We start from the raw sequence: 25,800 nt of genomic DNA, 5'->3' as shown, positions 1-25,800 counted from the left end.
CCTTGCCGCAAGCCCCCCGGTGCGCTATACGTTGAAAGTGGCAAGGAGTGGCCTCCTTGCCTTTCCCCTTTTGTCGTCCACTGCGGATGGACAAGCTCCTCGGGAAGCGGCGCCGCGCCGGGTACGGCGGTAGGGCCGCCCCCAGCATCTCTGCCCCTCCCGTCCCGCAGGCGTCATGCCGTGAGACGCGCACTGGTCGACTGCGCGTCCTCCTCAGGTGGCGGTGCCTGGACGCCTCGTCCCCCCACGCGGTCCATCTCGCGCCATTCCGGCCGCAGCCCGACCAGGTTGGTGGTGAGGAAGTACGCGGCTCCACCGGCGAGGAGCACCGGCACAAGCCCGGCGGAGGCCACCGCCGCCCCAGCGATGAGCCCACCCAGGGGGATGCCGGCCCAGGCCAGCGAGTCGCCGAGCGCGTTGACCCGGCCCAGCATCCGGCGCGGCACCCGCTCGAAGAGCACGGCCCCCAGCACGGGGTTGAGGAAGCCCGCACCGAAACCACTGACCGCGAACACGGCCAGTACCGCCCCCATCGGCGCATCGAAGGCGAGGACCAGGAATCTCGGCGTCCCGGCCAGCAGGAATCCGGTGAAGAACACCACCCGACGCCGCAGCCGGTGCGCGGCCATCGCGGCGACCAGGCTGCCACCGACCGCAGCGGCCCCGCCCACGCTGCCCACCAGGCCGATCGCGGCGGGCCCGTTGCCGGACTCTCTGGCCCAGACGGGGATGAGCACCGTGGTGAACCCCGCGTCCAGGAGGTTGGTGATGCCGACCATGACGATGACGGTGAGCAGCAACAACTCGCCACGAAGGAAGGTGAAGCCCTCGCCGAACCGCCGCCAGTATCCCGGCCCCGTCGCCCCGGCTTGCGACGCGGTTTCCTCGAACGGGTGCCCCATGCCGCGCGGCAGCGCGACCGCGATGATCAACGATCCGAGCGCGAAGCAGCACGCGTTGACGACAAGTCCCGACAGGGGGCCGAGCAGCGCCACCAGCGAGCCGCCGGCCGCGGGGCCGATGGTGGATGCGAGCCGCTCGGTCACACCGGCCAGACCGGTGGCTCGTTCCAGTGGCACCCGGCCGCGCTCGGCTGCCTCCGGAACCATCACCTCCTTGGCCAGGTCGCCGGGGCCGCGGACCGCGCCGATGAGCGCGACCAGGGCGAGCAGGAGCGGAAAGGAGAGCAGATGCAGGGCATGGAACAGGGGAACCGCGGCGGCGGCGGTGGCGCTGGCCATATCGGTGGTCCAGGAGACGGACCGCGGACCGATCCGGTCCACGAGTGGCCCGGTGAACGCCTTGACCACCACGTACGGGGCCATCTCGCAGAAGGCGACCAGTCCGGTCCGGGTGGCGCTGCCAGTGGTGACGAGCACGAACCAGGGCAGTGCGACGGCCGAGACCCGCGTACCGGTGAGCGACACGGCGATGGCGGCCAGTACCCCGCCCAGCGGGCGTAAGGACCCCTTGCCGGGTATGCCGTCGGAGCCCGCGGCACTCTGCGTCACGATGTCCCCGCTCCTGTCGGTGTCCCAGAATCGGGATGCAACTGCGGTGGGGGCGCGTCCAGTTCGGGCAACAGATACGTGACAACACCGACCCGCTCGGCTCCGTCGGGGGCAGTCGCGGCCGCCTCCGGCGTGTCCCGGCGATAGCGGGCGATGACGGCCCTCAACTCCTCGCGCAGGGCCACGGCTTCTTCGGGTGTGAGCCGCAGAGCCCAGTCGCTCATGTCGAAGGTGTCCCGCCACGTACGTGGCATCGTCTGCAGTTCGTTCAGCATCTTCTGGGCGCGCAAAGTGTAGGTGGCGGCGACGGACTGCAGATAGGCCAGTGTGGCCTCGGGCTCTCGATCGGCCAGATCCCGGTCGTTGAACTCCGTCATCCGATACACCGAACGCCACCAGCGCTCGCGCGCGTTGCCGCGTGCCGTGTCCTCCTCGACGAAGCCGGCCGCCCCGAGCCGGCGCAGGTGGTAGCTGGCCGTGCCGGAGTTCACGCCGAGTCGTTCCGCGAGACGGGTGGCGGTCGACGGGCCGTACTTCCGGAGCAGCCCGACCAACTGCACGCGCACCGGGTGCGCCAGGGCGCGCAGCCCCTTGGCATCCAGAACAACCGCGTCTCCTTCGACTCGAAGGGCGCCCGGCCCGGCACTTGTGTCAGTCATGTCGCGCACTCTAGACCGCAAACGGTTCTTCGCGAAGACTTCTTCGCGAAGAACCGTTTGCGGTTTCGGTCAGGCCTAGAATGCGAAGGACTGCACCGACCACCTGCGGGGGACGTGTTGAGAGAGTTGGCCTGTGTCGCGCCTGAGGTCCGGGAACGGCTTGTCGTGCGGTTCGGAGCCGAGGTTCTGGGCTGGTGCGATGAGTTGCCGGCTCTCGTCGGCGAACTCGCTGCTCGGTGGAATCTGGATCCCGTCGCGACCGGCGGGGGAGGCACCTCACGGGTGTTCCGCTGCTTGAGACGTGACACGGGCACCTCGGCGTGGCTGAAACTCACACCGCAGCCCGCCATCGCCCGAGAGGAGGCCGAAGCGCTGCGGGCGTGGGCGGAGACGCCTTCGGTTGTCACCCTGCTGGCCGACGACCCCGCCGCCGGTGCCCTGCTGCTGGAGGACGTCGAGCCGGGAGTGCCGGTGCGGCAGCTCTCCTGGGACTTGCCCGGGGTCGCGACGCTGCTGCGGGACCTTCGGGGCTCTGCTCATGTGCCGGGGGAGTACTCGGTACTGCTGCCTCTCTCACACCGGATCAACTTCGTGTTCGACTTGACCGACCGAAGGCTGGCGGCGGCGGGCGTGGACGGTCTGTTCGCCCCGGCGGTGCTCGACCAGGCCAGGGCGGCGGCCCTGGAACTCGCCACCAGTGGAACCGCGGGACTCGTCCATGGTGATTTGCACCCGGCCAACGTCCTGTCCGGTCCGGGCGCCCGCATGGTGGCGATCGACCCGAGACCCACGTGGGGCGACCCTGACTTCGACGCTGTGGACTGGGTACTTGCGGGAGTGACAAGCTTCGCTGTGTTGGAGCAGAGGATCGAGCAACTGGCCAGGATGGTCCCCGGCCAGTCTCCCGATCGGGTGCTGCGATGGTGCCGAGCCCTGGCCGCCGTCAACGCGGTCCCGGGAGTGTGCGCGGGGCGGGACGACGCGGAAACTCAGTTCCTCCTGCTCCTGGCCGGCGGCTGATCGGCTGTGGACACGTCCAGCCACAGACGGGCAAACAAGCACGTGAAGCCTCTGGTAGTGCCGGATGTCTTGGTCGAAAATCCGTCTACCAGGGGCTTCACTTCTGCGCAGGTCAACTGTCAGGCTGCTGAAGCAGCCTGAAGTCTCTCACTGGTTACCGTTCTGGTACGGGCTGACCCCGACCAGCACTGTCAGCTGGTTGTCCTGAAAACAGGAACATTGCTGCGTCCGTGGTCTCGACCGCTGAGCTCGGCGTCGAGCGTCTCCTGAGCCACACGCATGACTTCGGCGTACACAGAGTCCTGCAGCCGCTACCACATCTCGTCTTCCGCGACTTCCTCAACGCGTCTGACCACCCGTCAGGTACCGCCGAACGGGTCGTTTATTGGACGCCCCTGCGCCGGACCGCAGAAAGGCGATTCCTCCAACTGGCCGTGAACAGGACCTCAGTCAAAGTCCAGAGGGAAGATGGCATCGTTGAGTTCACCGTCGAGATCGCCTCCGACCGTAATGTTGTTGGTCTGATTGATGGTGATGCTCTTATTGCCATCGCCGACCTGACAGGTGATCTGCTCGGCCAGCTCGGTCCCGACCGAGTTGGTCAGGTCGGTGTCCGCCTCGGGCTCTGAGCACGCGCTGGCCGGTGAGGCGCCACCGAGCAGGGCGACGGCCGTCACGGCCGTTGCCACTCCGATTTTAATGTGCTGACGCACGTTTGCCTCCATAGTCCTGATTTTCAAGCTGACAGGTTGATCATCATGAAGTATGACCAAAATATCGCTGCGCTTTGACGCGCATTCGGGTGAAGTAAATGCCGTCCGCTTGCAGGTGTATCGCCTTACGTGGCGCGACCCCGCGGTGGTTGACGTGTTGACATGTCCATGTGTGATCTCTATGGTCCAGACCATGCTCCCTCATTCGGAACTGCGTTCTTATACGTGAACGAAAGAGGTCATCGGATGGCACGAACCAGAACCGCACTGCTCAGTGTTGTCGCCCTGCTGGCCGTCCTGCTGAACCTTCAGATCACAGGCCCGGCTGCGCAGGCGACGGCCGCACCGACCACCTTCACCCACCCCGGTGTGCTGGTGAGCCGGGCCCAACTCGCCTACGCCCGCTCGAAGGTGCAGACCGGCGCGCAGCCGTGGAAGGCCGCGTACGACGCCATGATGGCCAGCTCTTACGCCTCGCTGTCACGTACCGCCAAACCGCGCGCCGTCGTGGAGTGCGGGTCGTCGTCCAATCCCAACTACGGCTGTACCGACGAGCGTCAGGACGCCATCGCCGCCTACACCGACGCGCTCGCCTGGTACTTCACCCGGGACAGCAGATACGCCAAGAAGTCGATCGAAATCATGGACGCATGGTCGGCGACCATCACCGATCACACCAACAGCAATGCCCCGCTGCAGACCGGCTGGGCCGGATCCACGTGGCCGCGCGCCGCAGAGATCATCAAGTACACCTACGACGGCGGCTGGGCGGGCGCCGGCCGCTTCGCGACCATGCTGCGCACCGTGTACCTCCCCGAGGTGATCAACGGCGCAGCGACCAAGAACGGCAACTGGGAACTGGTCATGACCGAGGCGGCGATCGGCATCTCCGTCTTCATCGAGGACCGGGCCGGCTACGACAAGGCGGTCAGCACCTACCTGGCCCGAGTCCCCGCGTACATCTACTTGACCGGTGACGGGGGCCTGCCCACCCCGCCCGCGAACAGCAGCATCGACACCAGCGCCGAGATCATCAAGTACTGGCAGGGCCAGAGCACCTTCGTCGACGGCCTCGCCCAGGAAACCTGCCGCGACTTCGGGCACACCGGCTGGGGCCTCGCCTCCGTGGCGGACATCGCCGAAACCAGCCGCATCCAGGGCCAGGACCTCTATCCGAAGATCCAGGACCGGCTGCGTCACGCCCTGGGCTTCCACACCTCCTACGAGAACGGCACCGCGGCACCTTCCTGGCTGTGCGGCGGCTCGGTCAAGACAGGCCTCGGCCGGGTCACGGAGGTCGGCTTCAACGCCCTGCACAACCGGCTCGGCATCAGCATGTCCAACACCCAGAAGTACACCGAAGCACACCGGCCGTCCGGCACGGACGACTACTTCAACGCCTGGACGACCCTCACGCACGCGGACAACCCGAACTGACCATCTCCGGCCGCGGTTTGGCCGGAAGCCGTGTCCCGTGCCCGGCGTCCGTGTCACGCAGCCGCATAGGGTTCCCGAATGATCGATGTACCGGAAGCGTTCGCGCGGACCACGGTGGAGCGTGAAGGGGAGGCGGGAACGGCATGGCTCGCCGAACTGCCCCGGATCGTGGATCAGTTGCTGCGGCGCTGGGAATGTGGACTGGACGGCGAGGTCGTGCACGGGGGTGTCGGGATCATCGTCCCGGTCCGACGGGGAGACGGCGCCACAGCAGTCGTGAAGGTGTCGTTTCCTCATCCCGGCAACGTCCATGAGCCGGATGCGTTCGTTGCCTGGGGCGGGCGCGGAGCCGTCCTGCTGCACGAGCGCGATGACGATCGTTTCGCGATGCTGCTCGAGCGGGTCCATACGTCGACCTTGGCGGAGGTCGAGGAAGTCGACGAGGTGGTGACGGTCGCGGGGCGGATCTGTCGCCGCCTGGCTGTTCCCGCCCCGCGCGGCCTGCCCCGGCTGCGTGAGCGGGCCGATGTCTGGGAGGAGCAGCTGCGCAAGGACGCCGTGGAACTGGCTGACGCTTTGCCGCGTCATGTCGTGGACGCCGCCGTGGCGACCGTCCGCGATCTGGGTCGTGAACAGCCGGACCTTCTCGTGCACGGCGACCTCCACGCCAGGAACATCCTGCGCGGCGACCGTGAGCCCTGGCTGGCCGTCGATCCCAAGGGGTATGTGGGAGATCCCGCCTACGACGGCGGCACACTGCTCAAGTCGCGGGCCCTGACGCTCCTCGAGGCGGACGACCTGCGTCGGGATGTCCGCCGCGTTCTGGACGTCTTCGCCGAGACGGCGGAAGTCGATCGCGCGCGTGTCCGGCGCTGGGCCCAGTTCCATGCCGTTCAGGCCGCGTTCTGGGGCCGCCGCCATGGATTCCGGAGGGCCCGCAGCGGGCCGCGACGGGACTGGCTCACCGAATTCGTGGACCACCTGGCAGTGTTGCTCACAGAAGGCGCGCAGCCGCGATCCGGCAGTCCAGGGCGGGCGCATCGGGACTGATCGGACGGCAGCTGCTCGCTCATGGCTTCGGCGAGTTGGGGCTCCGTCGGATGTTCGGGCTGCCGGCGTCAGGCGTTCGGCCGTCGCCGACAGCCCGAACTTCGGACTGTCACCGCCAGATGGACCTCAGATGCCACGCGTGCGTGCCGCTGGGTCACCTCACCGCCGACGACACCGGCGCACACACCCCGCCGAGCGGCGCCGTACCCCTGCGCCGCCCCGGGACCTGTTCCGCTGCCCGTGGACGGCGATCCGCGCAAGACGAAGCCGGTCCTGGTGGTCGATTCGACACCGGCACCTGACCCGATTCGGCCTGGGGAGAGTCCGTCCCACGGTGACCGCGAGCGCCCCGCTCAATTGCCGACGTAGTCCGCGAGGTGCTCGCCGGTGAGGGTGGAGCGGGCGGCGACGAGGTCGGCGGGTGTGCCCTCGAAGACGATCCGGCCGCCGTCGTGGCCGGCGCCGGGGCCGAGGTCGATGATCCAGTCGGCGTGCGCCATGACGGCCTGGTGGTGCTCGACGACGATGACCGACTTGCCGGAGTCGACGAGCCGGTCGAGCAGCCCGAGCAGTTGCTCGACGTCGGCGAGGTGCAGGCCGGCGGTCGGCTCGTCGAGGATGTAGACGCCCCCCTTCTCGGCCATGTGGGTAGCCAGCTTGAGCCGCTGCCGCTCGCCGCCGGACAGCGTGGTGAGGGGCTGGCCGAGGGTGAGGTAGCCGAGCCCGACGTCGGCGAGCCGGCGCAGGATGGCGTGCGCGGCCGGCGTGCGCGCCTCGCCTGCGCCGAAGAACTCCTCGGCCTCGGCCACCGGCATCGCGAGCACCTCGCTGATGTCGCGGCCACCGAGGTGATACTCCAGCACCGATGCCTGGAACCGCTTCCCCTCACACTCCTCGCAGGTGGTGGCGACACCGGCCATCATCGCCAGGTCGGTGTAGACGACGCCGGCGCCGTTACAGGTGGGGCAGGCGCCCTCGGAGTTGGCGCTGAACAGTGCCGGCTTCACGCCGTTCGCTTTGGCGAAGGCCTTGCGGATCGGGTCGAGGAGCCCCGTGTACGTTGCGGGGTTGCTCCGCCGGGAGCCACGGATCGGGCTCTGGTCGATCGACACCACACCCGCGCCGGCGGGGATCGACCCGTGGACGAGGGAACTCTTGCCGGAGCCGGCGACGCCGGTGACGACGACCAGCACCCCGAGGGGGATGTCGACGTCGACACCCTGCAGGTTGTGCCTCCTCGCGCCGCGGATCTCCAGAGTGCCGGTGGGCTTGCGCACCGTGTCCTTGAGTGCGGCCCGGTCGTCGAAATGGCGGCCCGTGATGGTGCCGCCGGCACGCAGGCCCTCGACGGTGCCCTCGAAGCAGACGGAGCCGCCCGCCGTACCGGCACCCGGGCCGAGGTCGACGACGTGGTCGGCGATCGCGATCACCTCCGGCTTGTGCTCCACGACGAGCACCGTGTTGCCCTTGTCCCGCAGCCGCAGCAGCAGGCTGTTCATCCGCTGGATGTCATGGGGGTGCAGGCCCGTGGTGGGCTCGTCGAAGACGTAGGTCACGTCGGTGAGCGGGGAGCCGAGGTGGCGGATCATCTTGACGCGCTGCGCCTCGCCGCCCGACAGCGTGCCCGACGGCCGGTCGAGCGAGAGATAGCCGAGACCGATCTCCGCGAACGAGTCGAGCGTGTGCTGCAGCTTCGCGAGCAGCGGGGCCACCGACGGCTCGTCCAGGCCGCGGACCCACTGCGCCAGGTCGCTGATCTGCATCGCGCAGGCGTCGGCGATGCTGATCCCCTTGATCTTCGACGACCGGGCCGCCGCGCTCAGCCGGGTGCCGCCGCAGTCGGGGCAGGCGGTGAAGGTGACCGCCCGGTCCACGAACGCCCGGATGTGCGGCTGCATCGCCTCTCTGTCCTTGGCGAGGAACGACTTCTGGACCCGAAGGAGCAGCCCCTCATACGTCATGTTGATGCCGCTGATCTTCATCCTGGTCGGCTCGTGGTGGAGGAAGTCGTGCAGCTCGGTCTCGGTGTAGTCGCGGATCGGCTTGTCCGGGTCGAGGAGGCCCGAGTCCTTGTAGAGCCGCATGTTCCAGCCGCCCGCGTTGTAACCGGGGATCGTGATCGCACCCTCGGCGAGCGACTTGGTCTCGTCGTAGAGCTGGGTGAGGTCGATGTCGGTCACCGTGCCCCGGCCTTCGCAGCGCGGGCACATGCCGCCGGTGATCTGGAAGTCGCGCCGCTCCTTCACGGTCTTCCCGCCGCGCTCGAGCGTGACCGCGCCCGCCCCGCTGATCGAGGCGACGTTGAAGGAGAAAGCCTGGGGCGAGCCGATGTGCGGCTGCCCGAGCCGGCTGAAGAGGATGCGCAGCATCGCGTTGGCGTCGGTCGCGGTGCCGACCGTGGAGCGGGGGTCGGCACCCATGCGCTGCTGGTCGACGATGATCGCGGTGGTCAGCCCGTCCAGGACGTCGACCTCGGGCCGGGCGAGCGTCGGCATGAAGCCCTGCACGAAGGCGCTGTAGGTCTCGTTGATCAGCCGCTGCGACTCCGCGGCGATCGTGTCGAACACCAGAGAGCTCTTGCCCGAGCCGGAGACGCCGGTGAACACCGTCAGCCGGCGCTTCGGTATCTCGACGCTGACGTCCTTGAGATTGTTCTCGCGCGCGCCGTGCACGCGGATCAGATCGTGGCTGTCGGCGAGGTGCGGCGCAGACGACTGCGTGTCCGTCCTCGTGGCCATGCTCATGGTGTCTCCATCTGTCGGGCGGGCCGCCTTCGCGGTCTCCGTGGGGATCGCCTGGCTCGATCAGACCGGCTTCGAGCGTAACGTTCGGCCTCCCTCGTGCCGGGCTGATCGGCGGGGCCGACCGTGATCGGTGCACCCCGCCGTGTCCACGTCGTCGCGATCCTCGAAGGAATGGTGGAATCCGTGGAGGTCACCCTAGGTGAACCTCATTGACCGACGCTTCTCGAATCCTGATCGGTCACGATGGCCGGCCGACGGTGCGGAGGGCAGCGCTGCCCCTGGTGGAGGGTGCCGGTGCACTGTGGGCGATCACCGGCGAGCCCGAGCCGAGTGCGGCCGTCCTGGAGGAGTACGCCGTCGCATTCGCCGACGGCGACGAGGCCTACGGCTCCTAACAGGCCCAGAATCCGGCCGCCGGGCAGGTAGCCGACGGGCCGGCGAGCGAAGCGCTGACCGGACGCTTCGCCGGAAGCTGGGACTCACCGGTCATCACGACCTCCTATTTCACCAACAAACCTTGGTCACCTTCCCCGGGCGGTAACCGAGGGCTGCTAACCCCTGTCCGGTCGCGGTCAGGCCCTTGCCGCCGAAGAGCCCGAACAGCTTCTGGGCGCCGTGCCCAGCCATCAGCAGGGCCTCCTTGCGTTGGCACCGGCCTTCTGGGGGGAGGTGCGAACAGCTTGCCGCACCACTCGGTAATGAGATCCCCAAGCTTTTTTGAAGTCGGCCTCCTGGAGTTGTTAGGTAAGGCTCGCCTGACTTAGGTTCAGCGCGTCCCCGCACGTCAGACCGGAGCTTCCCCATGTCCAGCGCGAACATCGCCCTGCTCGGCGCGATCGCAGGCTTCACCATCTACCTCGGCCTCCCGATCGGCCGCCTGCGCACCCCCACCCCCCGTCTCAAGGCGGCCCTGAACGCCGTGGCCATCGGCATCCTGACCTTCCTCGTGTGGGATGTCCTCACCCATGCCTGGGAGCCGGTCGACGAAGCGCTGGGCAAGCACGAGTGGGCAACGGTCGCGTCCGGGGGTGCCACCCTGGCCGCGGGCCTGACGATCGGACTGGCCGGGCTCGTGCACTACGACGCCTGGCTCAGCCGCCGCCGGACCGCCGCCGCACGGCCCGCGGGGCCCGGTGCCGCCGCCACCGCCGAACTGGCACCCAGGACGCGCAGCCAGGCCGGCTCCCTCGCGCTGATGATCGCCACCGGCATCGGCCTGCACAACTTCGCCGAGGGCCTGGCCATCGGCAACTCCGCCGCCAAGGGCGAACTCTCCCTCGCCCTCCTGCTGATCATCGGGTTCGGCCTGCACAACGCCACCGAGGGCTTCGGCATCGTCGCCCCCCTGGCCGCCGAGGGTGAACGCCCCTCCTGGCTCGCCCTGCTGTGGCTCGGCCTGATCGGCGGCGGCCCCACCTTCCTCGGCACACTCGTCGGCCAGCACCTGGTCGACGACACCCTGTCGATCGCCTTCCTCGGCCTCGCCGCCGGGTCGATCCTCTACGTGGTCATCGAACTGCTGGCCGTCGCCCGCAGGACCGGACTCAAGACCCTCACCACCTGGTGCATCCTGCTGGGTCTTCTCCTCGGCTTCGCCACGGACGCGGTGGTCACGGCCGCCGGCGCCTGAACCCAGTGGCCGTGCACCCGGGGTCAAGGCGTGTCCGGCTCGTGTCCCCGTAGCGGCCATTCGGGGGCACGGCCCCACCGCGGTCCGGGCCGTCGCCGTCGCCGTCCGGCCGTACCGCTGCAGACGCCCGGGGTCGAACAGAAGTCTCGATCGGAACTCCTGTCTCGGGAGGGCGGGACGGCGCCCTTCCGCCGAACAGGTCCGCGAGGTGGACTGGCGTTGATCGCCCACCTCATCAGGCACGATGCGGGCACGGTGGGGCCGATGGCAACTTCGAAGGGTGACTGAGCAGTTGCAGAGGGGCACTGGTTCTTACACGGTGGGCTCAAGATCCGAGGTTCACCGAAAGGACACCCATGTTTGGTCTGCCCACACGACGTACCGCTTGCACCGTGCTCTGCGCCGCTTTCCTGGTCGGTGTCGCCGGCCCCGTAGCAGTGGCGGGCGACTCGGCCGGCGAGCGCAGCCACGCGGCATCTCCGCACACACCCGTCGCCGGCACGGACGCGCTTCTGGCACAGCTCAAGAGCCTTCGCGACCCCCGGCTCGCCCCGGTGGCCGACCTGGCGAACGCCGTACTGGAGGCGGACAACGGCCGACTGCCCGCCGCCGAGGCCGAGAGGCTCGGCAGCGCCGCACAGGACGCCCTCGTCCAGCTCCGGGCAGAGACGTCGGCAGCTGTGGCCGCGGACCCGGCGAGCGATGCGCTGGCCGCCTTGCAGAAGGCGATCGACGACCTCGTGCAGGCGCTCGGCTCCGGCGACGCCGGCCAGGTGTCTGCGGCGATCGCCGCCTTCGTGACCGCCCTGAACAACTACATCGAGGCGGTGCTGAACGGCAGCGGTCTGCCCACGCCGACTCCGACCCCGACTCCGACCCCGACGCCCACGCCGACTCCCGCGCCCACGCCAAGCCCGACCCCGACGCCGACCGTGACCCTGCCTCCGCTGCCGAGCACCTCGGCCTCCGCGTCAGCCTCATAGGCCATCTCATTCCCGACAGGCTGACAGACAGCCTGCCTCCGGCATCGTGAGGTGCCTCCTGAGGAGCGGTGCCGACGGCCGCGGCGGGGACGCCGGCACCGCGAAGCGCGCCCCGGGACCAGTTCCGTCCAGGGCGTGGAAGTGACTGCCACTGGTGGCCCTGCGTGGGGCGACCGTCGGGCCCTGAAGGGTTGGCAGCGGGGCGGTACGTCTCTCGCCCCTGGCGAGGGTGCGCGCAAGCAGGAGCCCGCCGCCTGGCCCGTGGAGATATGGCCGACCCGGCGGCTGCCTGACGTGCGGCACATCCTGATCCACGTGATCACCGAAGTCGCCTGCCGCAGCGGCCACTTGGACCCTGGGGAGGGCTCGGTCACGCGGCGGCCCTGCTCTTCGCCTGTTCGAACTCGGTCAGGGGGTCGCCGCCGATGTGCCAGGGCCAGCCGGTGACCGTGCCTTGGAGTGCCTCGAAGACCGGGCGGGACTCCTGCCACCGGTCGGCGGCCGTCAGCGCGTAGGCGAGGAGGTTCAGGTCGGCGAGGGCCGCGGCATGGCGGAAGAAGGCCGGCTGGACCCAGGTATGGGCCGCACGGTCGAGAGCCTGAGCCGCAGGTCCGTGGGACCAGTGGTTGCGCGCCACCAGCGCCTCGATTCCGCCTCGCGCGAGGACGGCGTGGTACTGCAGGACCTGGGCGGTGAGTTCCGTTGCCGCGCAAGGGGCGTTGGTGGGCATGCGGGCGCACAGGGCGTCGACGAACTCCAGCACCTGGATGCGTGAGCCGGCTTCCTCGGGGCTGAGATAGCGCAGCATGCTCAGGTACGCCTCGCGGTTCCAGGGGTCGCGTGCCAGCACCTCGTTCCACACGGCGAAGACCTGCTGCTGCTCCCAATGCTCAAGGCGGGACACTCCCAGCAACACCACCCAGGGAGTGGGGTCTTCCGGTGCGAGCTCGGCGGCCCGGAAGCAGCTCTCGGTGACCTTGGCCGCGTCCTCCAGGCGCCCCTGGGAGCGGCCTTGTACGAGCCGCGTCCATGCGTGCAGGACGAGGGCGCTCGCGTTGCGGGGCTCACGCGTCGCCCAGGCCGTCGGCAGATGCGACGCGGACAGGTAGTCCGCCAGGACGGACATGCGGTGGGTACGGCGGTCCCAGTCGTCCGTGTCCTGGTTCATGAGGCGGGACATCTGGGCTATGCACAGGTCCGTCGTCGCGATCGTGCCGGTCTTGGCGGTCGCCAAGAGGGACTTCAGAAGTCGGCGCAGGGGCACGTCGTCGAGTTCCGGCGCCAGACGTGCCCTTCCGCGGCGGCTTGAGAGAAATGCCATGTCGGTAGGCTAAGGACGGCAAGCTGTCACACAAGGTGTACGCCAGGATCGTTATCAGTCGCCGTGCGGCCCTGGGTCCCGGTCAGGAGTAGGTCCAGCGCCACCTGCTGCCGCTGGGTGCGCAGGTGATGCTCGTACCGCCGGCGTCCGTCGTCGATGCTCCGTGGTCGCTGTTGCGGCAGAACTGGCCGGCGGAATAGCAGTTCCCCGAGTTGGAGACGATCGAACAGGTACCCGAAGCACTCTGGCTGTCGCTGTCGCTGTCGCTGCCGCTGTCGCTGTCGCTGCCGCTGTCGGACCCGGAGCTGCTGTCGGTGGCTGCCTGTGCGGTGACGGTCACCTTCACCTTCACCGGCACCGTCTTCGTCACAGTCGGCCCCGGCGCAGGAGTCGCGGTGGCTGTCGCTGTGGCCGTCGCAGTGACGGTTGCGGTCGGCCGCGGCTCACTGGCCGCCGTCTTGACGCTGTTGCCGTTCTGTCCGCCGGCGCCGGTGCCGATACCGAGGAAGAAGGCGAAGCCGATCGCGGGCAGCACGTACCGCTTCCGGGCCCACTTCGGGGCCGGACGGACCGGCGGAGCAGGCGGTGGTGGAGGTATGTACGGGTTGGCCATGTGTCCCCCCAGGACGAGTCAGAAGCGACGACGGTAGCGCCTGGGGTGCGACTTGCGGGAGAGATGTGGAGGAGTAGTGATCGTTTTGTGATGGCCGGCGGTGGCGCCGGCCGCTTTCTCCGCCGCTCGCGCCGGCCGTGACTGACGCGCCGGTAGTGAACGCAGGGGACAGCACTGACGGTCCATACGGCCCGCGACACACCCGGGCCGGGTGCTGACGTTCGGCCCGGGACGGCCGTGCAATCCCGTGGCGACTGCGGACCGTATCTACTGGTGTGCAGAGGTTCCGGTTCTCCGTGGGCCGTCTCCCGGACGAGGCTCTGCTGTCCGGGCTGGCCACCGGTGATCCGGAGCTCGCCATCGGCTTCGTACGGAGGTTCCAGCACCGGGTCTTCGGTGTCGCGATCGCCGTCACCGGGGATCCGCAGCTCGCTGAGGACATCGCCCAGCAGACGTTCGAGCGGGCGTGGCGGCATGCGCAGATCTATGACTCGCGCCGCGGGTCGGTGATGACCTGGCTGACGACCATCGCCCACAACCTCGCCATCGACGCCGTGCGTTCCCGACGGCCGGAGCTCGTGGCGCCCGAGGACCTGGACGCGATGCTGGACGTCGTCAGTGAGACGCCCGAGCGGCGGGCCCTCGCCGACGAGGCGTCGTCCCGGCTGCGGGCGGCGGTGGCGGAACTCCCGCGCGAACAGGGCCGTGCCCTGGTGATGGCGGGCATCTACGGAATGACGGCCGAGCGGATCGCCGACTGGGAGAAGATTCCGCTGGGCACCGCCAAGACGCGCATCAGGGCGGCGATGGGAAAGCTGCGCACCACCCTCGCGTCTCCGAAGTGAGGCGACCATGTGCCGTGACGTGACCTGTGAGCAGGTGCGGGAGGACGGTCCCGAGCTGGCCCTCGGCGTGCTGCCCGCGCTTGAGCGGGCCGGGGCGGTCGCCCATCTGGACCGGTGCGCGGACTGCCGGGAGTACGTCGAGGAGCTGACCCTCGTCGGCGACCGGCTGATCGGGCTGCTGCCGTGCGGTGAGCCGCCGGTCGGGTTCGAGACCCGGGTGGCGGAGGCGCTGACGCAGGGCGTGCCGGCGCGCGAGGAGCGTCCGCAGGCCCGCGGGTCCGGCTTCCCGCGCGGGCGCCTGCGGGGACGGGTACGGCTGAGGGTCGCCGCTGCCATGGCTGCGCTCGCCCTCGCCTTCGGGTTCGGGGGTTGGGCGGTCGGCACGGCGATCGAGGGCGTCACGACCGGGCCCTCGCACCCCGCCGAGGCGGGAGCGCGCATGCTCTGGGCGGGACTGACGTCCCCGCGGGTCAGCCAGTCGACGGGTGAGGTCTTCGCCCATCCCGGTTCTCCGGGCTGGGTCTACATGACCGTCGACCTCGCCGACGCCGGCATTCCGTACAGCGGGGCGGTCTCCTTGCAGCTGGAGCGCGACGACGGCTCCTCGGTCCGGGTCTGCAGCTTCACCCTGCACGACGGATACGGCTACTGGGGCGGCCCGGCCCCGGTCGACCCCTCGGCGGTGACCGGCGCCCGGCTGACGTCGTCCGACGGCAGGCTGCTCGCCACGGCCCGCTTCGACGCCTCGCACCAGGCGTAGGGGGTGGGCGCCACGTGCGGTGGTGAACGGCCGAGCTCAGCTGCCGCCGAGCAGGTCCAGCCGGGCGCTTTCGACTCGCGGGGGTATGCGGCCGGCCCCTGCTTCACCTTCCTTCTGCTGCACGAGACGTGTGCCCGAAATGTAAGAAAATGCTACGAGCATCCAATACGCCGACGCGTGTGATTCGTATACAAGGCATGGGGTCAGAATCGAAGCTCGCGTCAGGCGCACGCGCAAGCGCAGCAGGCGACAGCCGGCCAGGGGGTCAGGCCGCCGTCGACGATGCACCGGCCGATGCGGGGCCTTCCCGGCCTCTCCAGGCAACTCGACGGGGAGAGCCGACCGAACCGCTCGTCGCCGAGGACATGGAGCAGGCACTCGCAGAAGTGCTGGCCGAGGTCGTGGGCATCGAGCAGGTGCCGGCCGACAGTCACTTCTTCGACGACCTGGGTGCCGATTCCCTGGTGATGGCGCACTTCTGCGCGCGGCTGCGCAAGAGGGCGGGCCTGCCCTCGGTGTCGATGAAGGAGATCTATCAACACCCCACGATCCGAAGTCTGGCGGCAGCGGTGCCCGGCATCGCGCCCGCGCCCACAGCCGCCGCGCCCACCCAGGCTCCGGCCCGGGAGCCGCAGACCACGGGCGCCCCGGTCGGTGACACGGCCGGCGCGGCGGACTACGTGCTGTGCGGAATCCTTCAGGCCCTCGCCTTCCTCGGCTACACCTACCTCGTGGCGACGGCCACCGCCTGGGGGTACGAGTGGATCTCCGCCGGGCCGGGCCTGCTCGATGTGTATGTGCGGTCGGTGCTGTTCGGCGGTGCCGTCTTCGCGGGGTTGTGCGCCCTGCCCGTCATGGTGAAGTGGATGCTCATCGGCCGGTGGAAGCCGGGGCAGATCCGGATCTGGTCCCTCGGATACGTCCGCTTCTGGGTCGTGAGGACACTGATCCGTACGGACCCGCTGGTGTTGTTCGTCGGCTCGCCCCTGTACGTGTTCTATCTACGCGTGCTGGGCGCCGACATCGGCCGAGGTGCCGTGATCCTCTCCCGCAACGTGCCGGTCTGCACCGACCTGCTCACCGTCGGTGAGCGCACCGTCATCCGCAAGGACTCGTTCTTCCCCTGCTATCGCGCCCGAGCGGGCCTGATCGAATCGGGCCCGGTCACGATCGGGAAGTCGGTGCTGGTCAGCGAAGCCACGGTGATCGACATCCGAGCGGCGTTGGGCGACGGAGCCCAGCTCGGCCACGCCTCCTCGCTGCACAGCGGTCAGGAGGTGCCGGATGGCGAGCGCTGGCACGGGTCCCCCGCACAGTGGACCGAGGCCAACTTCCAGGTCGTGGGCGAGACGCCGCACGCCATGCTGCGCAGAGCCCTGCACAGCGCACTGCAACTGGCGACCGCCTTCCTCGTGTACGTACCGCTCGCGGTCGGTGGCAGCATCATGCTGCTGGTCGCGGTTCCGCAACTCCACACGGTCATCGAGCCGGGCCCGACCGTCCTGGCCAACGGCACCTTCTACCGGGATGTGGCGGTGGCCGCCGCCGTGCTCGTCCTCGGCGGCGTGATCCTCGGCCTGCTGCTCGTCAGCGCTCTTCCCCGTCTGCTCCGTCGCGCCGTCGTACCAGGCCGGGACTACCCGCTGTACGGATGGCGCCACTCCACCCACCGAGCCGTTTCGCGGCTCACCAACAGGCGAAACCTCACCCGTCTGTTCGGTGACAGTTCCTGCATCGTGCACTATCTGCGCGCCATCGGCTACGACTTCTCCCACATCGAGCAGACGGGATCGAATTTCGGCACGGAAGTCAGGCACGAGACGCCGTTCATGAGCTCCGTCGGCAGCGGAACGATGGTCGCCGACGGCCTGTCGATCGTGAATGCCGACTTCTCCAGTACCGCTTTCCAGGTGTCCCGGGCATCGATCGGGGCGCACAGCTTCCTGGGGAACCGGATCGCCTATCCGGCGCGGGCACGCACGGGCGACGACTGCCTTCTGGCCACGAAGGTCATGGTGCCTGTCGACGGAGAAGTCCGGGAAGGCGTGGGGCTGCTGGGCTCACCCAGCTTCGAGATCCCGAGGACGGTCCTGCGCGACAGCCGGTTCGACCGGTTCAGGACAGGAGAAGAGCTGCGCCGTGGCCTTGCGGCGAAGAACAAGCACAACGCGGCCACCATGGGCTGGTTCCTGCTGGCGCGGTGGATCTACCTCATGTGTGCCGCTCTGCTCGCCGCCGGGGCGGCCGACACCTACGCCCGGCTGGGCGCATCTGCCATCGCACTCGCCGACGTACTCGTTGTCGTCTTCACCGCGGTGTACTTCGTGCTGGTCGAGCGTCTCGTCACCACGGCGCGCCGTCCAGAGGCCCTGTACTGCTCGATCTACGATCCCCGGTTCTGGTGGCGTGAGCGGTACTGGAAGGTGCCGTCCGAGACGTATCTGCGCTTTTTCAACGGCACTCCGTTCAAGAACGTGATCTGGCGGCTCCTGGGCGTCCGGATCGGGCACCGGGTGTTCGACGACGGCTGCTACGTGACCGAGCGGCCGATGGTGACCATCGGCGACGCGTGCATCCTGAACGCGGGGAGCATCATCCAGTGCCACTCGCAGGAGGACGGCACTTTCAAGTCCGAGAGCACCACGCTCGGTCGCGGCTGCACGATCGGTGTCGGTGCCCTGGTCCACTACGGCGTGACGCTGGGCGACGGCGCGGTGCTCGCCGCGGACTCCTTCCTCATGAAGGGAGAGGTGGTCCCGCAGAACTCCCGGTGGGGCGGGAATCCGGCCCGCGAGCTGGAGCGGGGCCACGACGACGTGGGAGGGAGCAGCCGATGACCCTCGCACCCGACGCCCCTGTGTTCCAGCCCGGCGACGAGGAGTTCTGGCGGTCCGTCCTCACCCGCGGCGGGTTCACCACCGTTCCGCGCTGGACGCTCACCCCGGTGCCGGGCGTGGCACAGCACGAGGCGGCGATCCCCCAAGACGTCATGGCCGCAGTGCGCCGGTTGGCCGACGACATGGCCGTGCCGCTCAGCTCGGTCCTGCTCGCGGCCCACGCCAAGGTACTGGCCGCCCTGTCCGGCGAGCACGACGTCACGACCGGCTACGTCGCCGAGCCGGGCACCCGGCCGTTGCCGTGCAGACTGACGACCGATCACCCCCACTGGAGGGCACTGGTACGGGAAGCCCGGAGTGCCCAAACGGACCTGCTGGCGCACAAGCACGCCCCGGTCGAGGACCTCGAGCGCGAGTTGCAGCTGCCCGGTCCCCTGAGCGAAGCCTCGTTCGCCGCGTTCCCGGCCGACCGCGAGGCCGATGCCGCAAGGGCAGGGGCTGCTGAACTCCGCGAGCTCCCCGCCGGCACCGTGTGGCAGGTCATGTCCACGTGGAGCGACAGCGGACACACCCTGCGGCTGCGGTACCGACGCGATGCAGTGGACGCCCCGTGCGCCGCGCGTATCGTGGGCTACCACCTGGCCGCCCTGGCCTTGATGGCCGCCGATCCCGCCGCCCCGCACGGGCAGCAGAGCCTGCTGTCCGCCGCAGAGGTTCGCCTCCAGCTCGACGGATTCGCCGGGCCACGGCGAAAGCTTCCGCAGCGCTGTGTCCACGCCCTGTTCGAGCAGCGAGTACGGGACCACCCGAACAGTGTGGCCCTGGTGCACGGGCCCCGGCAGTGGACGTACGCCGAGCTCAACGAGCGCGCCAACTACGTGGCTCGGGCCCTGCTCGGGCTGGGGGCGGGGCGCGAGGACGTCGTCGCGGTGGTGATGGAACGCAACGTGGACTGGGCTGCCGCCGTCCTCGGAGTCTTCAAGGCCGGGTGTGTCTACCTCCCCGTCGAGCCGCACTTCCCCGCCGACCGCATCGCGACCATGCTCTCGCGTGCCGGGTGCCGACTGGTGCTGACCGAGCCCGGCAGCACCACCACCCTCTCGCGAGCCGTGGACGCACTGAACGGGGTGCGGACCCTGCTGGTCGAGACGGCTTACGGTGCGAGGGACGCGGCCGGCGACCCGGACCTGGACGTGCCCCTGGACCAGCTCGCCTACATCTTCTTCACCTCCGGCTCCACCGGCGAGCCCAAAGGCGCGATGTGCGAACACGCCGGGATGCTCAACCACATCCACGCCAAGATCGACGATCTGCTGATCGGCGAGGGCCGGGTCGTCGCCCAGACGGCACCTCAGTGCTTCGACATCTCCCTGTGGCAGCTGTTGGCGGCCCTCGTGGTCGGCGGTAGGACACTGCTGGTGCCCCAAGAGGTGATCGAGGACGTCCCGCGCTACCTCGAGACGGTCGCCGAGGGCCGCGTCAGCATCCTGCAGGCCGTGCCCTCCTACCTCGACGCCGTGCTGTCCTCGCTGGAGACGCGCCCGCGCGAGCTGCCGGACCTGCAGTGCGTGTCGGTCACCGGCGAGGCCCTGAAGAAGGACCTCGTGGAGCGCTGGTTCCGCGTCCGGCCGGGGATCAGGCTCGTCAACGCCTACGGGCTCACCGAGACGTCGGACGACACCAACCACGAAGTCATGGACCAGGCGCCGGACACCGACCGGATCCCGCTCGGCCGCCCAGTGAACAACGTGCGGGTCCGTGTCGTCGACGACAACCTGTCACTGGTACCGCTCGGCGCCCCCGGCGAGATCGTCTTCGCCGGAGTCTGCGTCGGCCGCGGCTACGTCAACGATCCCGAGCGCACGCGCCAGGCGTTCACGACCGATCCCTACCGCACCGGCGACCGGCTCTACCGAAGCGGCGACCACGGCCGCTGGCTGCCCGACGGCAAGCTGGAGTTCCTCGGCCGCCGCGACAGCCAGGTGAAGGTCCGCGGATTCCGCGTCGAGATCGAGGAGGTCGAGAACGCCCTGCTGCAGGTGCCCGGCGTGCGCGCCGGCGCCGTAGCGGTCACCCAGGGCGATCGGGACCGGCGCCTGGTGGCCTTCTGCTGCGGTGAGCACCCGCCTGATGACACCACCGTGCGAGAGCACCTGAGCAGCCAACTGCCCGCTTACATGGTCCCCTCGGCCTTCCACTGGCGCGATCACCTCCCGCTGACCGGCAACGGCAAGGTCGACCGCAAGGCCCTGGCATCGCTCGCCGGGGAACTCGACCACACCGGACCTCACGACACCTGCGCCGCGGCGGCGTCAAGGACCGGCGAACCGCCGCGGACACCGACCGAAGAGCGCCTGGCCGCCGCCTGGGCGGCGGTGCTCGGCATCCCGCAGCACCGGATCGGCCGGCACGCCCACTTCTTCGACGACGGCGGCGGCACCTCACTCACAGCGCTCCAACTCGCCATCCGGCTCGACCGCACGGTGTCCCTGAAAGACCTCACGCACCATCCGGTGCTCGCCGATCTGGCCCGCCTGCTCGACGCCCGAGCGTCGTCCCGAGCCGCGTCGTCCCCGACCGTTTCGTGAACCGCTGGAGGCAATGCGAGATGTCGTCCTCATTCACCGCACGACCGGTCGATCTGGACCTCCGGCTCGGCCCCGTACCGATCCTGACCACCGGCCCGACCGACGGTCCCGACCGCTGGGCGGCCGAACACCGGGACCCGCTGCGCAGCCTGGTCACCGAGCACGGTGCCGTCATGGTGCGCGGTCTGGGGCTGCGCGATGTGGCCGGAACCGCGTCCGTCTTCACCCAGCTGGCCACCGCCCTGATGGTCGAGACGGAGGCGTTCGCCGCGCGGCGCAGCTACGGCACCGGCGTGTACTCGTCGTCGACGTGGCCGCCCAACCGGACGATGTGCATGCACCACGAGCTCAGCTACGCGCTGCGGTTCCCGGGCCTGATGCAGTTCGCCTGCCTGGTCTCGCCCGGCAGCGGCGGTGCGACCGCACTCGCCGACTCGCCGACCGTACTCGCCGCACTGCCCGAGGCACTCGTCGAGCGGTTCGAGCACGAGGGCTGGTTGCTCGCCCGGAGCTACAACGACGACATCGGCGCCTCCTGGACCGAGGCGTTCGGGACCGACGACCGCACAGCCGTCGAGGACTACTGCCGCGCCGCGGCCATCGAGTTCGCCTGGCAACCCGACGGTGGCCTGCGCACCAGGCAACGCCGCAGCGCGGTGATCCGTCACCCGCTCACGGGGCGGCGCTGCTGGTTCAACCAGATAGCGTTCCTCAGCGAATGGACGCTGGATCCGGAGATACGCGAATACCTGGTGGATCTCTACGGGTCGGACGGGCTGCCGTTCAACACCCGTTACGGCAACGGCGATGCGATCGCACGGGACACCGTCGACCTCATCAACCAGGTCTACCAGGCCCACACCGTACGCGAACCGTGGCAGGACGGCGACCTGCTGCTCGTCGACAACCTGCGGACCGCGCACAGCAGAGAAGCCTATGAAGGACCGCGCGACGTCATGGTCGCCCTGGCCGACGCCGTGCACCTGGCCGGCTGCTCGCCGACCACGGAGGTGATGACGCGATGACCACCACCTGCTCGCCCGCCACCCGGCTCACCCCGTCCGGGACTCTGCGGGTGCCTCCCTTTGCCGTCATCTCCGGCGCGCAGGTGCAGCGCGCCCTGCAGGGGCGCGAAGAGCACATCGTGGAGCTGGTGCAGATCGCCTATCGGCTGCACGCCGCAGGAGACTCGGTGAACCCGCCGTCCTCCTTCCTGCGTTTCCACGACCGTCCGTCCTCCCGGATCATCGCGCTGCCCGCGTCACTCGGTGGTCAGACACGGGTGGACGGCCTGAAGTGGATATCCAGCTTTCCCCAGAACGTCACGGTCGGAATCCCTCGGGCATCGGCGGTGCTCATCCTCAACGACCATGACACCGGCTACCCGTTCGCCTGCCTGGAAAGCTCGATCATCAGCGCCTCCCGGACAGCGGCGTCGGCCGCGCTCGCAGCCGACTGGCTCAGCCGGAAACGGCCTCGCCCGACCCACCTCGGCTTTGTCGGAGCCGGTGTGATCGCCCGTTACATCCACACGTTTCTGGCCGGCACCGGCTGGTCGTTCGAGAACATCGGCGTGTTCGACCTGTCGCCGGACAACGCGACGGCCTTCCGTTGCTGCCTGGAGCAGTCGGGGGCCGCAGGGCCCGTCACCGTGCACGACAGTGCGGAGCAGGTGATCCGCCTCAGCGACCTGGTGGTCTTCGCCACGGTCGCCGCGCGTCCCCACGTCCACGACCCCGCGTGGTTCGCGCACGGTCCGGTGGTGCTGCACATATCGCTGCGGGACCTGGCCCCCGAGGTGCTGCTCGCCTCGGCCAACTTCGTCGACGACGTGGAGCATTGCCTGCGGGCCGACACCTCACCGCACCTGACCGAACGGCTCACCGGGAATCGGCAGTTCCTCGACGGCACGTTGGACGACGTCATGTCCGGGCGCGTCACACCGCCGCCGGACCGCCCCGTGATCTTCTCACCCTTCGGCCTGGGAGTGCTCGATCTGGCCGTCGGCAAGTACGTCTACGACCAGGTCGCCGAGTCCGGAGGACTGAACGTCATCGACGACTTCTTCCACGAGCTGAACCGCTACGGATGAGCGGCCCGCGGCACCGCGCACCGAGCCGCCCTTCGATCCACGGAGGCCATCGTGCCAGTCATATCCGATCCGTACAGCTTCAACGAGGAGGACCTCTACGTCGACCTGCGGTCGATCTGCGGGCAGCCGCTGTTCCTGAAGTGCGAGGGGTTCAACTTCGCCGGCTCCATCAAGCTGAAGCCCGCCAGGGAGATGGTGGAGGCCGCGGAACGGGCAGGGGCCATCACACCCGACTCGGTCCTGCTCGAGTCCTCGTCGGGCAACATGGGCGTGGCCATGAGCGTGATCGCGGCCAGCAAGGGCTACCGGTTCCTGTGTGTGACGGACTCGCGCTGCAACCTGTCGACCCGGTTGTTGATGGAGGCACTCGGCGCCCATGTCCACGTCGTCACCGAGCCCAGCCCGCACGGCGGTTTCCTCGGTGCCCGCCTCGACTACATCCGCAGGCAATGCGCTCGGAGCGGTAGGTACGTGTGGCTGAGCCAGTACACCAACGCGAACAACTGGAAGGCGCACTATCACCGGACGGCCCCGGCAATCGCACGCTCCTTCCCCGGCCTTGACGTGCTGTTCGTCGGAGCGGGCACCACCGGAACGCTCATGGGCTGTGCCCGCTGGTTCCGGCGCTGGCACCGCTCCGTGCGGATCGTCGCCGTCGACACCGTCGGCTCGGTGACCTTCGGCGGAGCGCCGGGGCGCCGGATGCTTCCCGGACTGGGGATGAGCATGCAACCGCCACTGCTGGACACGTCGTACGTGGACGAGGCGATAGAGGTCGAGGAGGCCGACACCATCCGGGCCTGTCACCGCCTGGCCAGGCACGGTTTCCTCTTCGGGGGCTCCACGGGCACCGTGGTCAGCGGGGCGGTCGACTGGCTGGCCCGATGTGACACATCGGACCTCACCGCGGTGGCCATCGCGCCGGACCTGGGTGAGCGCTATCTCGACACCGTCTACCAGGCCAACTGGATCCGGGATCTCTACGGCGACGCCGTCCTGGGCGACGATGTCGTGACGAGCGATGCGCAGATGCCTGCCGATCTCCCTGAAACCAGGCCGGCGTCCGCGGCGCGATGGCCGGGCAAACGGTCGTAGCCGCCGGACGCGGACTCTCGGCGCCTGACAGAACCGACGCGCCCCCCGCGAGGCAGTCAGGGGCGGTGCCGTTCCGGCTGTCACCGGTCTCCCACCCCCGAGGGGAGCGGCCTGGCCCGCGCCACGGTGACGGCCGTCAGCACAAGGTCGGCGCCCACCACGAAACACCCGTCGAAACCAGCCGGCGCCCTCTCGTCGACGACGCGCTCGAGCAGACGCCCGTGAAAGCTCCCATCGGAAGAGTGCACGGTGACGAACACCTCGGTGAAGTCGAGCCACGTACGGGTCAGCGAGAACCACGCCTTGTAGATGCTCTCCTTGGCGCTGAAGAGGACCCGGTCCCAGCAGACGGGCCCCGAGGGCAGATCCTCCAGAGCCGCCCGTTCCGCAGGGTCGGTGATCGCTTCCAGAACACCGGCCGGCAACGCCTCGTGAGGCTCGCCGTCGATGCCCACCGCCGCCAGGTCCTGCTCCAGCGCCACTGCCGCCGCGCAGTAACCAGGGCAGTGCGTGATGCTGCCGACGGTTCCCCGCGGCCACACCGGTTCGCGGTGCGCCCCGACCAGAATCGCCGATGCCGGCAGTCCCAGAGCGCGCAGTGCGCGCCGGGCGCAGGTCCTGCCGGCGGCGAACTCCCACATCCTGGCTTGCGGGACCGGGCCCAGAGCCGTGACCTCCTCGGGCAGGACCCGCACGTCGTCGTCCTGCCCCACGATCTGCGCGGTACGGGCGACGGCCGGCAGCAGCCCGCCCATCGACACCACCGGCTCGGGCACGGAAGGGACGGACATGGCACACCACCCCTGACACGCGCACCGGCCCGCCCCCACACCGGGACGGGCCGGGAGACGGCGACCTTTCCTTCTCCCCAGCACGACCGTGTTGTTTCCCCTTTGCCCCATTATCCGGCGGCCGGGGCGGTTCCGGAGCCGGGAGCCGGCGGGCCGCCTGCGAGCCGGGTCAGTCTCCCTGGCAGAGCACGGCGAGTGCTCCGGGCAGGATCCGGGCCGTGACGGGAAGGACGGCGTCGACCTCGCCGTCGGCGCCGCACGGCACTTCCCGGTCGGCCTCGATGCGAACCTCTCTTCCCTGCGCGATCCGCACTTCGGGGCGGTGGATGTGGGCCCCGGACTTGAGCTCGTTCATCAGGGTGAAGAAGAGCCGGCGTGGCGCTTCGCGGATCATCACCACGTCGAGCAGTCCGTCGTCGACGCGGGCTCCGGGGGCGATGATGCGGCCGGAGCCGTAGTAGGGCGAGTTGGCGGCGACGACGGTGTAGCCGCGGTGCGAGAGCTGCTCGCCGTCGACGGTGACCCGGTAGGCGGCCGGGCGCCAGGTGGCGACGGCTCTCAGTCCGCCCGCGTAGTAGGAGGCGGCGCCCTTCAGGAGCGCGGAGCGGTTGGCGTGACGGTTGGCGAGGGCGTCCACTCCCGCGTACACGCTGCCGAGGACGACACCGCGGCCGTGGGCGGACTCCACTTCGATGGTGTCCACCGACCGGGGAGCGCCGTGCAGCAGTACCCGGGCCAGTGCCTCCGGGTCGGTGGGCAGGCCGAGCGCACGGGCGAAGTCGTTGCCTCGGCCGGCCGGGATCAGGCCGAAGAGCGTGTCGGTGCCGCTGAGGGCCCCGCCGACGCCGCCGACGATGCCGTCGCCGCCGACCGCCAGGACCACGCGGTTTCGCTGCCCTGCCTGGCGGGCGAGCTCACCGGCGTGGGCCAGGCTGCGGCTGTACTCGGTCTCCAGCTCGGCCCCGGCCTCCCTCAGCAGCCGGGCCACGTGGAGCAGCACCGCGACCCCGGTGGATCCGCCGGCGGTGGGGTTGACGATGGCGGTGAACTGTCGCATCGGTGTGCCTCCAGAGGCGCCTGACGGCTTGTGGACGAAAGTCGGGGTGGGCGG

The 25,800-nt window shown here is 69.4% G+C and carries 21 protein-coding genes and 2 pseudogenes; 13 read left to right on the top strand and 10 right to left on the bottom strand.

From position 1 onward, the window contains the following. Positions 1-173: 173 nt before the first annotated feature. Together ACZ7L1_RS27820 and ACZ7L1_RS27815 are read right to left on the bottom strand one after the other, a co-directional pair. Positions 174-1,511, bottom strand: coding sequence for an MFS transporter (locus tag ACZ7L1_RS27820; protein ID WP_471440755.1), 1,338 nt, complete (start codon positions 1,509-1,511; stop codon positions 174-176). Then, entirely contained in the window at positions 1,508-2,170 is a 663-nt protein-coding gene (locus ACZ7L1_RS27815) for a helix-turn-helix domain-containing protein (protein ID WP_471440754.1), read from the bottom strand. Before ACZ7L1_RS27815 ends, ACZ7L1_RS27820 begins: the two co-directional genes overlap by 4 nt. Before the next feature lie 114 nt (positions 2,171-2,284). Between ACZ7L1_RS27815 and ACZ7L1_RS27810 the strand changes: the two genes are divergently transcribed. After that, positions 2,285-3,190, top strand: coding sequence for an aminoglycoside phosphotransferase family protein (locus tag ACZ7L1_RS27810; protein ID WP_471440753.1), 906 nt, complete (start codon positions 2,285-2,287; stop codon positions 3,188-3,190). Positions 3,191-3,381: 191 nt separating this feature from the next. Here the strand turns inward: ACZ7L1_RS27810 and ACZ7L1_RS27805 are convergent. Beyond that, a pseudogene (locus ACZ7L1_RS27805) lies at positions 3,382-3,588 on the bottom strand (VOC family protein); the annotation flags it as partial. 48 nt (positions 3,589-3,636) lie between these two features. After that, positions 3,637-4,098, bottom strand: a complete 462-nt coding sequence (locus tag ACZ7L1_RS27800; protein ID WP_471440752.1) for a hypothetical protein — start codon at positions 4,096-4,098, stop codon at positions 3,637-3,639. A gap of 51 nt (positions 4,099-4,149) precedes the next feature. Here ACZ7L1_RS27800 and ACZ7L1_RS27795 point away from each other — a divergent pair, with 51 nt between their 5' ends. Beyond that, on the top strand, positions 4,150-5,340 hold the full coding sequence (locus ACZ7L1_RS27795; protein ID WP_471440751.1) for an alginate lyase family protein: 1,191 nt from the start codon (positions 4,150-4,152) through the stop codon (positions 5,338-5,340). 78 nt (positions 5,341-5,418) lie between these two features. Beyond that, a complete protein-coding gene (locus ACZ7L1_RS27790) occupies positions 5,419-6,390 on the top strand; it encodes an aminoglycoside phosphotransferase family protein (protein ID WP_471440750.1) in 972 nt (323 codons plus the stop codon). Between the two features lie 353 nt (positions 6,391-6,743). Here the strand turns inward: ACZ7L1_RS27790 and ACZ7L1_RS27785 are convergent, their stop codons facing one another. Beyond that, entirely contained in the window at positions 6,744-9,134 is a 2,391-nt protein-coding gene (locus ACZ7L1_RS27785) for an ATP-binding cassette domain-containing protein (protein WP_471440749.1), read from the bottom strand. A gap of 209 nt (positions 9,135-9,343) precedes the next feature. Between ACZ7L1_RS27785 and ACZ7L1_RS27780 the strand changes: the two genes are divergently transcribed. Next, entirely contained in the window at positions 9,344-9,529 is a 186-nt protein-coding gene (locus tag ACZ7L1_RS27780; RefSeq protein WP_471440748.1) for a hypothetical protein, read from the top strand. A 127-nt stretch (positions 9,530-9,656) separates the two neighbouring features. Here ACZ7L1_RS27780 and ACZ7L1_RS27775 read toward each other — a convergent pair. Continuing rightward, positions 9,657-9,761, bottom strand: a pseudogene (locus ACZ7L1_RS27775) (DoxX family protein); the annotation flags it as partial. Positions 9,762-9,936: 175 nt separating this feature from the next. Between ACZ7L1_RS27775 and ACZ7L1_RS27770 the strand changes: the two are divergent. Beyond that, a complete protein-coding gene (locus tag ACZ7L1_RS27770) occupies positions 9,937-10,764 on the top strand; it encodes a ZIP family metal transporter (protein WP_471440747.1) in 828 nt (275 codons plus the stop codon). Between the two features lie 392 nt (positions 10,765-11,156). Beyond that, complete coding sequence (locus ACZ7L1_RS27765; RefSeq protein WP_471440746.1) at positions 11,157-11,747, top strand: hypothetical protein; 591 nt, start codon at positions 11,157-11,159, stop codon at positions 11,745-11,747. 370 nt (positions 11,748-12,117) lie between these two features. On the opposite strand, the gene ACZ7L1_RS27760 is transcribed toward ACZ7L1_RS27765, so the two are convergent. Both ACZ7L1_RS27760 and ACZ7L1_RS27755 read right to left on the bottom strand, forming a co-directional pair. After that, positions 12,118-13,068 carry a hypothetical protein gene (locus ACZ7L1_RS27760; RefSeq protein WP_471440745.1) on the bottom strand — a complete coding sequence of 317 codons (951 nt, stop codon included), beginning with the start codon at positions 13,066-13,068 and terminating at the stop codon, positions 12,118-12,120. 82 nt (positions 13,069-13,150) lie between these two features. Continuing rightward, a complete protein-coding gene (locus ACZ7L1_RS27755) occupies positions 13,151-13,681 on the bottom strand; it encodes a hypothetical protein (protein ID WP_471440744.1) in 531 nt (176 codons plus the stop codon). A 296-nt stretch (positions 13,682-13,977) separates the two neighbouring features. On the opposite strand from ACZ7L1_RS27755, the gene ACZ7L1_RS27750 reads away from it, so the two are divergent. The 7 genes from ACZ7L1_RS27750 (at position 13,978) to sbnA (ending at position 23,898) form a co-directional block, all read left to right on the top strand. Continuing rightward, positions 13,978-14,526 (top strand): RNA polymerase sigma factor, encoded by a 549-nt coding sequence (locus ACZ7L1_RS27750; protein ID WP_471440743.1) that lies wholly within the window; start codon positions 13,978-13,980, stop codon positions 14,524-14,526. Between the two features lie 7 nt (positions 14,527-14,533). After that, complete coding sequence (locus ACZ7L1_RS27745; protein WP_471440742.1) at positions 14,534-15,286, top strand: anti-sigma factor family protein; 753 nt, start codon at positions 14,534-14,536, stop codon at positions 15,284-15,286. Between the two features lie 365 nt (positions 15,287-15,651). Continuing rightward, entirely contained in the window at positions 15,652-18,123 is a 2,472-nt protein-coding gene (locus ACZ7L1_RS27740) for a Pls/PosA family non-ribosomal peptide synthetase (RefSeq protein WP_471440741.1), read from the top strand. After that, a complete protein-coding gene (locus tag ACZ7L1_RS27735) occupies positions 18,120-20,711 on the top strand; it encodes a non-ribosomal peptide synthetase (RefSeq protein ID WP_471440740.1) in 2,592 nt (863 codons plus the stop codon). The genes ACZ7L1_RS27740 and ACZ7L1_RS27735 overlap by 4 nt, the downstream gene beginning before the upstream one ends. 20 nt (positions 20,712-20,731) lie before the next feature. Next, positions 20,732-21,736, top strand: coding sequence for a TauD/TfdA family dioxygenase (locus ACZ7L1_RS27730; RefSeq protein ID WP_471440739.1), 1,005 nt, complete (start codon positions 20,732-20,734; stop codon positions 21,734-21,736). After that, positions 21,733-22,803 carry a 2,3-diaminopropionate biosynthesis protein SbnB gene (gene sbnB, locus ACZ7L1_RS27725; protein ID WP_471440738.1) on the top strand — a complete coding sequence of 357 codons (1,071 nt, stop codon included), beginning with the start codon at positions 21,733-21,735 and terminating at the stop codon, positions 22,801-22,803. Before ACZ7L1_RS27730 ends, sbnB begins: the two co-directional genes overlap by 4 nt. Positions 22,804-22,854: 51 nt before the next feature. Beyond that, the gene (sbnA, locus tag ACZ7L1_RS27720; RefSeq protein ID WP_471440737.1) at positions 22,855-23,898 is read left to right on the top strand and encodes a 2,3-diaminopropionate biosynthesis protein SbnA; all 1,044 of its coding nucleotides are present in this window, start codon (positions 22,855-22,857) and stop codon (positions 23,896-23,898) included. An 80-nt stretch (positions 23,899-23,978) separates the two neighbouring features. On the opposite strand, the gene ACZ7L1_RS27715 is transcribed toward sbnA, so the two are convergent. After that, complete coding sequence (locus ACZ7L1_RS27715; protein ID WP_471440736.1) at positions 23,979-24,689, bottom strand: 4'-phosphopantetheinyl transferase family protein; 711 nt, start codon at positions 24,687-24,689, stop codon at positions 23,979-23,981. A gap of 169 nt (positions 24,690-24,858) precedes the next feature. Next, positions 24,859-25,746: a YegS/Rv2252/BmrU family lipid kinase gene (locus ACZ7L1_RS27710; protein WP_471440735.1), complete on the bottom strand. Its 888-nt coding sequence runs from the start codon at positions 25,744-25,746 to the stop codon at positions 24,859-24,861. Positions 25,747-25,800: the final 54 nt, after the last annotated feature.

The organism is Streptomyces sp. NPDC107546 (assembly GCF_055639175.1).
This window is presented reverse-complemented; position numbering and strand designations above follow the sequence as displayed.

Bases quoted from the DNA above. Each gene is read 5' to 3' on its own strand.
- ACZ7L1_RS27815 (WP_471440754.1), bottom strand. From the start codon at position 2,170: ATGACTGACACAAGTGCCGGGCCGGGCGCCCTTCGAGTCGAAGGAGAC.
- ACZ7L1_RS27795 (WP_471440751.1), top strand. From the start codon at position 4,150: ATGGCACGAACCAGAACCGCACTGCTCAGTGTTGTCGCCCTGCTGGCC.
- ACZ7L1_RS27760 (WP_471440745.1), bottom strand. From the start codon at position 13,068: ATGGCATTTCTCTCAAGCCGCCGCGGAAGGGCACGTCTGGCGCCGGAA.
- ACZ7L1_RS27745 (WP_471440742.1), top strand. From the start codon at position 14,534: ATGTGCCGTGACGTGACCTGTGAGCAGGTGCGGGAGGACGGTCCCGAG.
- ACZ7L1_RS27785 (WP_471440749.1), bottom strand. From the start codon at position 9,134: ATGAGCATGGCCACGAGGACGGACACGCAGTCGTCTGCGCCGCACCTC.
- ACZ7L1_RS27740 (WP_471440741.1), top strand. From the start codon at position 15,652: ATGGAGCAGGCACTCGCAGAAGTGCTGGCCGAGGTCGTGGGCATCGAG.
- ACZ7L1_RS27730 (WP_471440739.1), top strand. From the start codon at position 20,732: ATGTCGTCCTCATTCACCGCACGACCGGTCGATCTGGACCTCCGGCTC.
- ACZ7L1_RS27715 (WP_471440736.1), bottom strand. From the start codon at position 24,689: ATGTCCGTCCCTTCCGTGCCCGAGCCGGTGGTGTCGATGGGCGGGCTG.
- ACZ7L1_RS27735 (WP_471440740.1), top strand. From the start codon at position 18,120: ATGACCCTCGCACCCGACGCCCCTGTGTTCCAGCCCGGCGACGAGGAG.
- sbnB (WP_471440738.1), top strand. From the start codon at position 21,733: ATGACCACCACCTGCTCGCCCGCCACCCGGCTCACCCCGTCCGGGACT.
- ACZ7L1_RS27755 (WP_471440744.1), bottom strand. From the start codon at position 13,681: ATGGCCAACCCGTACATACCTCCACCACCGCCTGCTCCGCCGGTCCGT.
- ACZ7L1_RS27800 (WP_471440752.1), bottom strand. From the start codon at position 4,098: ATGGTCTGGACCATAGAGATCACACATGGACATGTCAACACGTCAACC.
- ACZ7L1_RS27790 (WP_471440750.1), top strand. From the start codon at position 5,419: ATGATCGATGTACCGGAAGCGTTCGCGCGGACCACGGTGGAGCGTGAA.
- ACZ7L1_RS27710 (WP_471440735.1), bottom strand. From the start codon at position 25,746: ATGCGACAGTTCACCGCCATCGTCAACCCCACCGCCGGCGGATCCACC.
- ACZ7L1_RS27770 (WP_471440747.1), top strand. From the start codon at position 9,937: ATGTCCAGCGCGAACATCGCCCTGCTCGGCGCGATCGCAGGCTTCACC.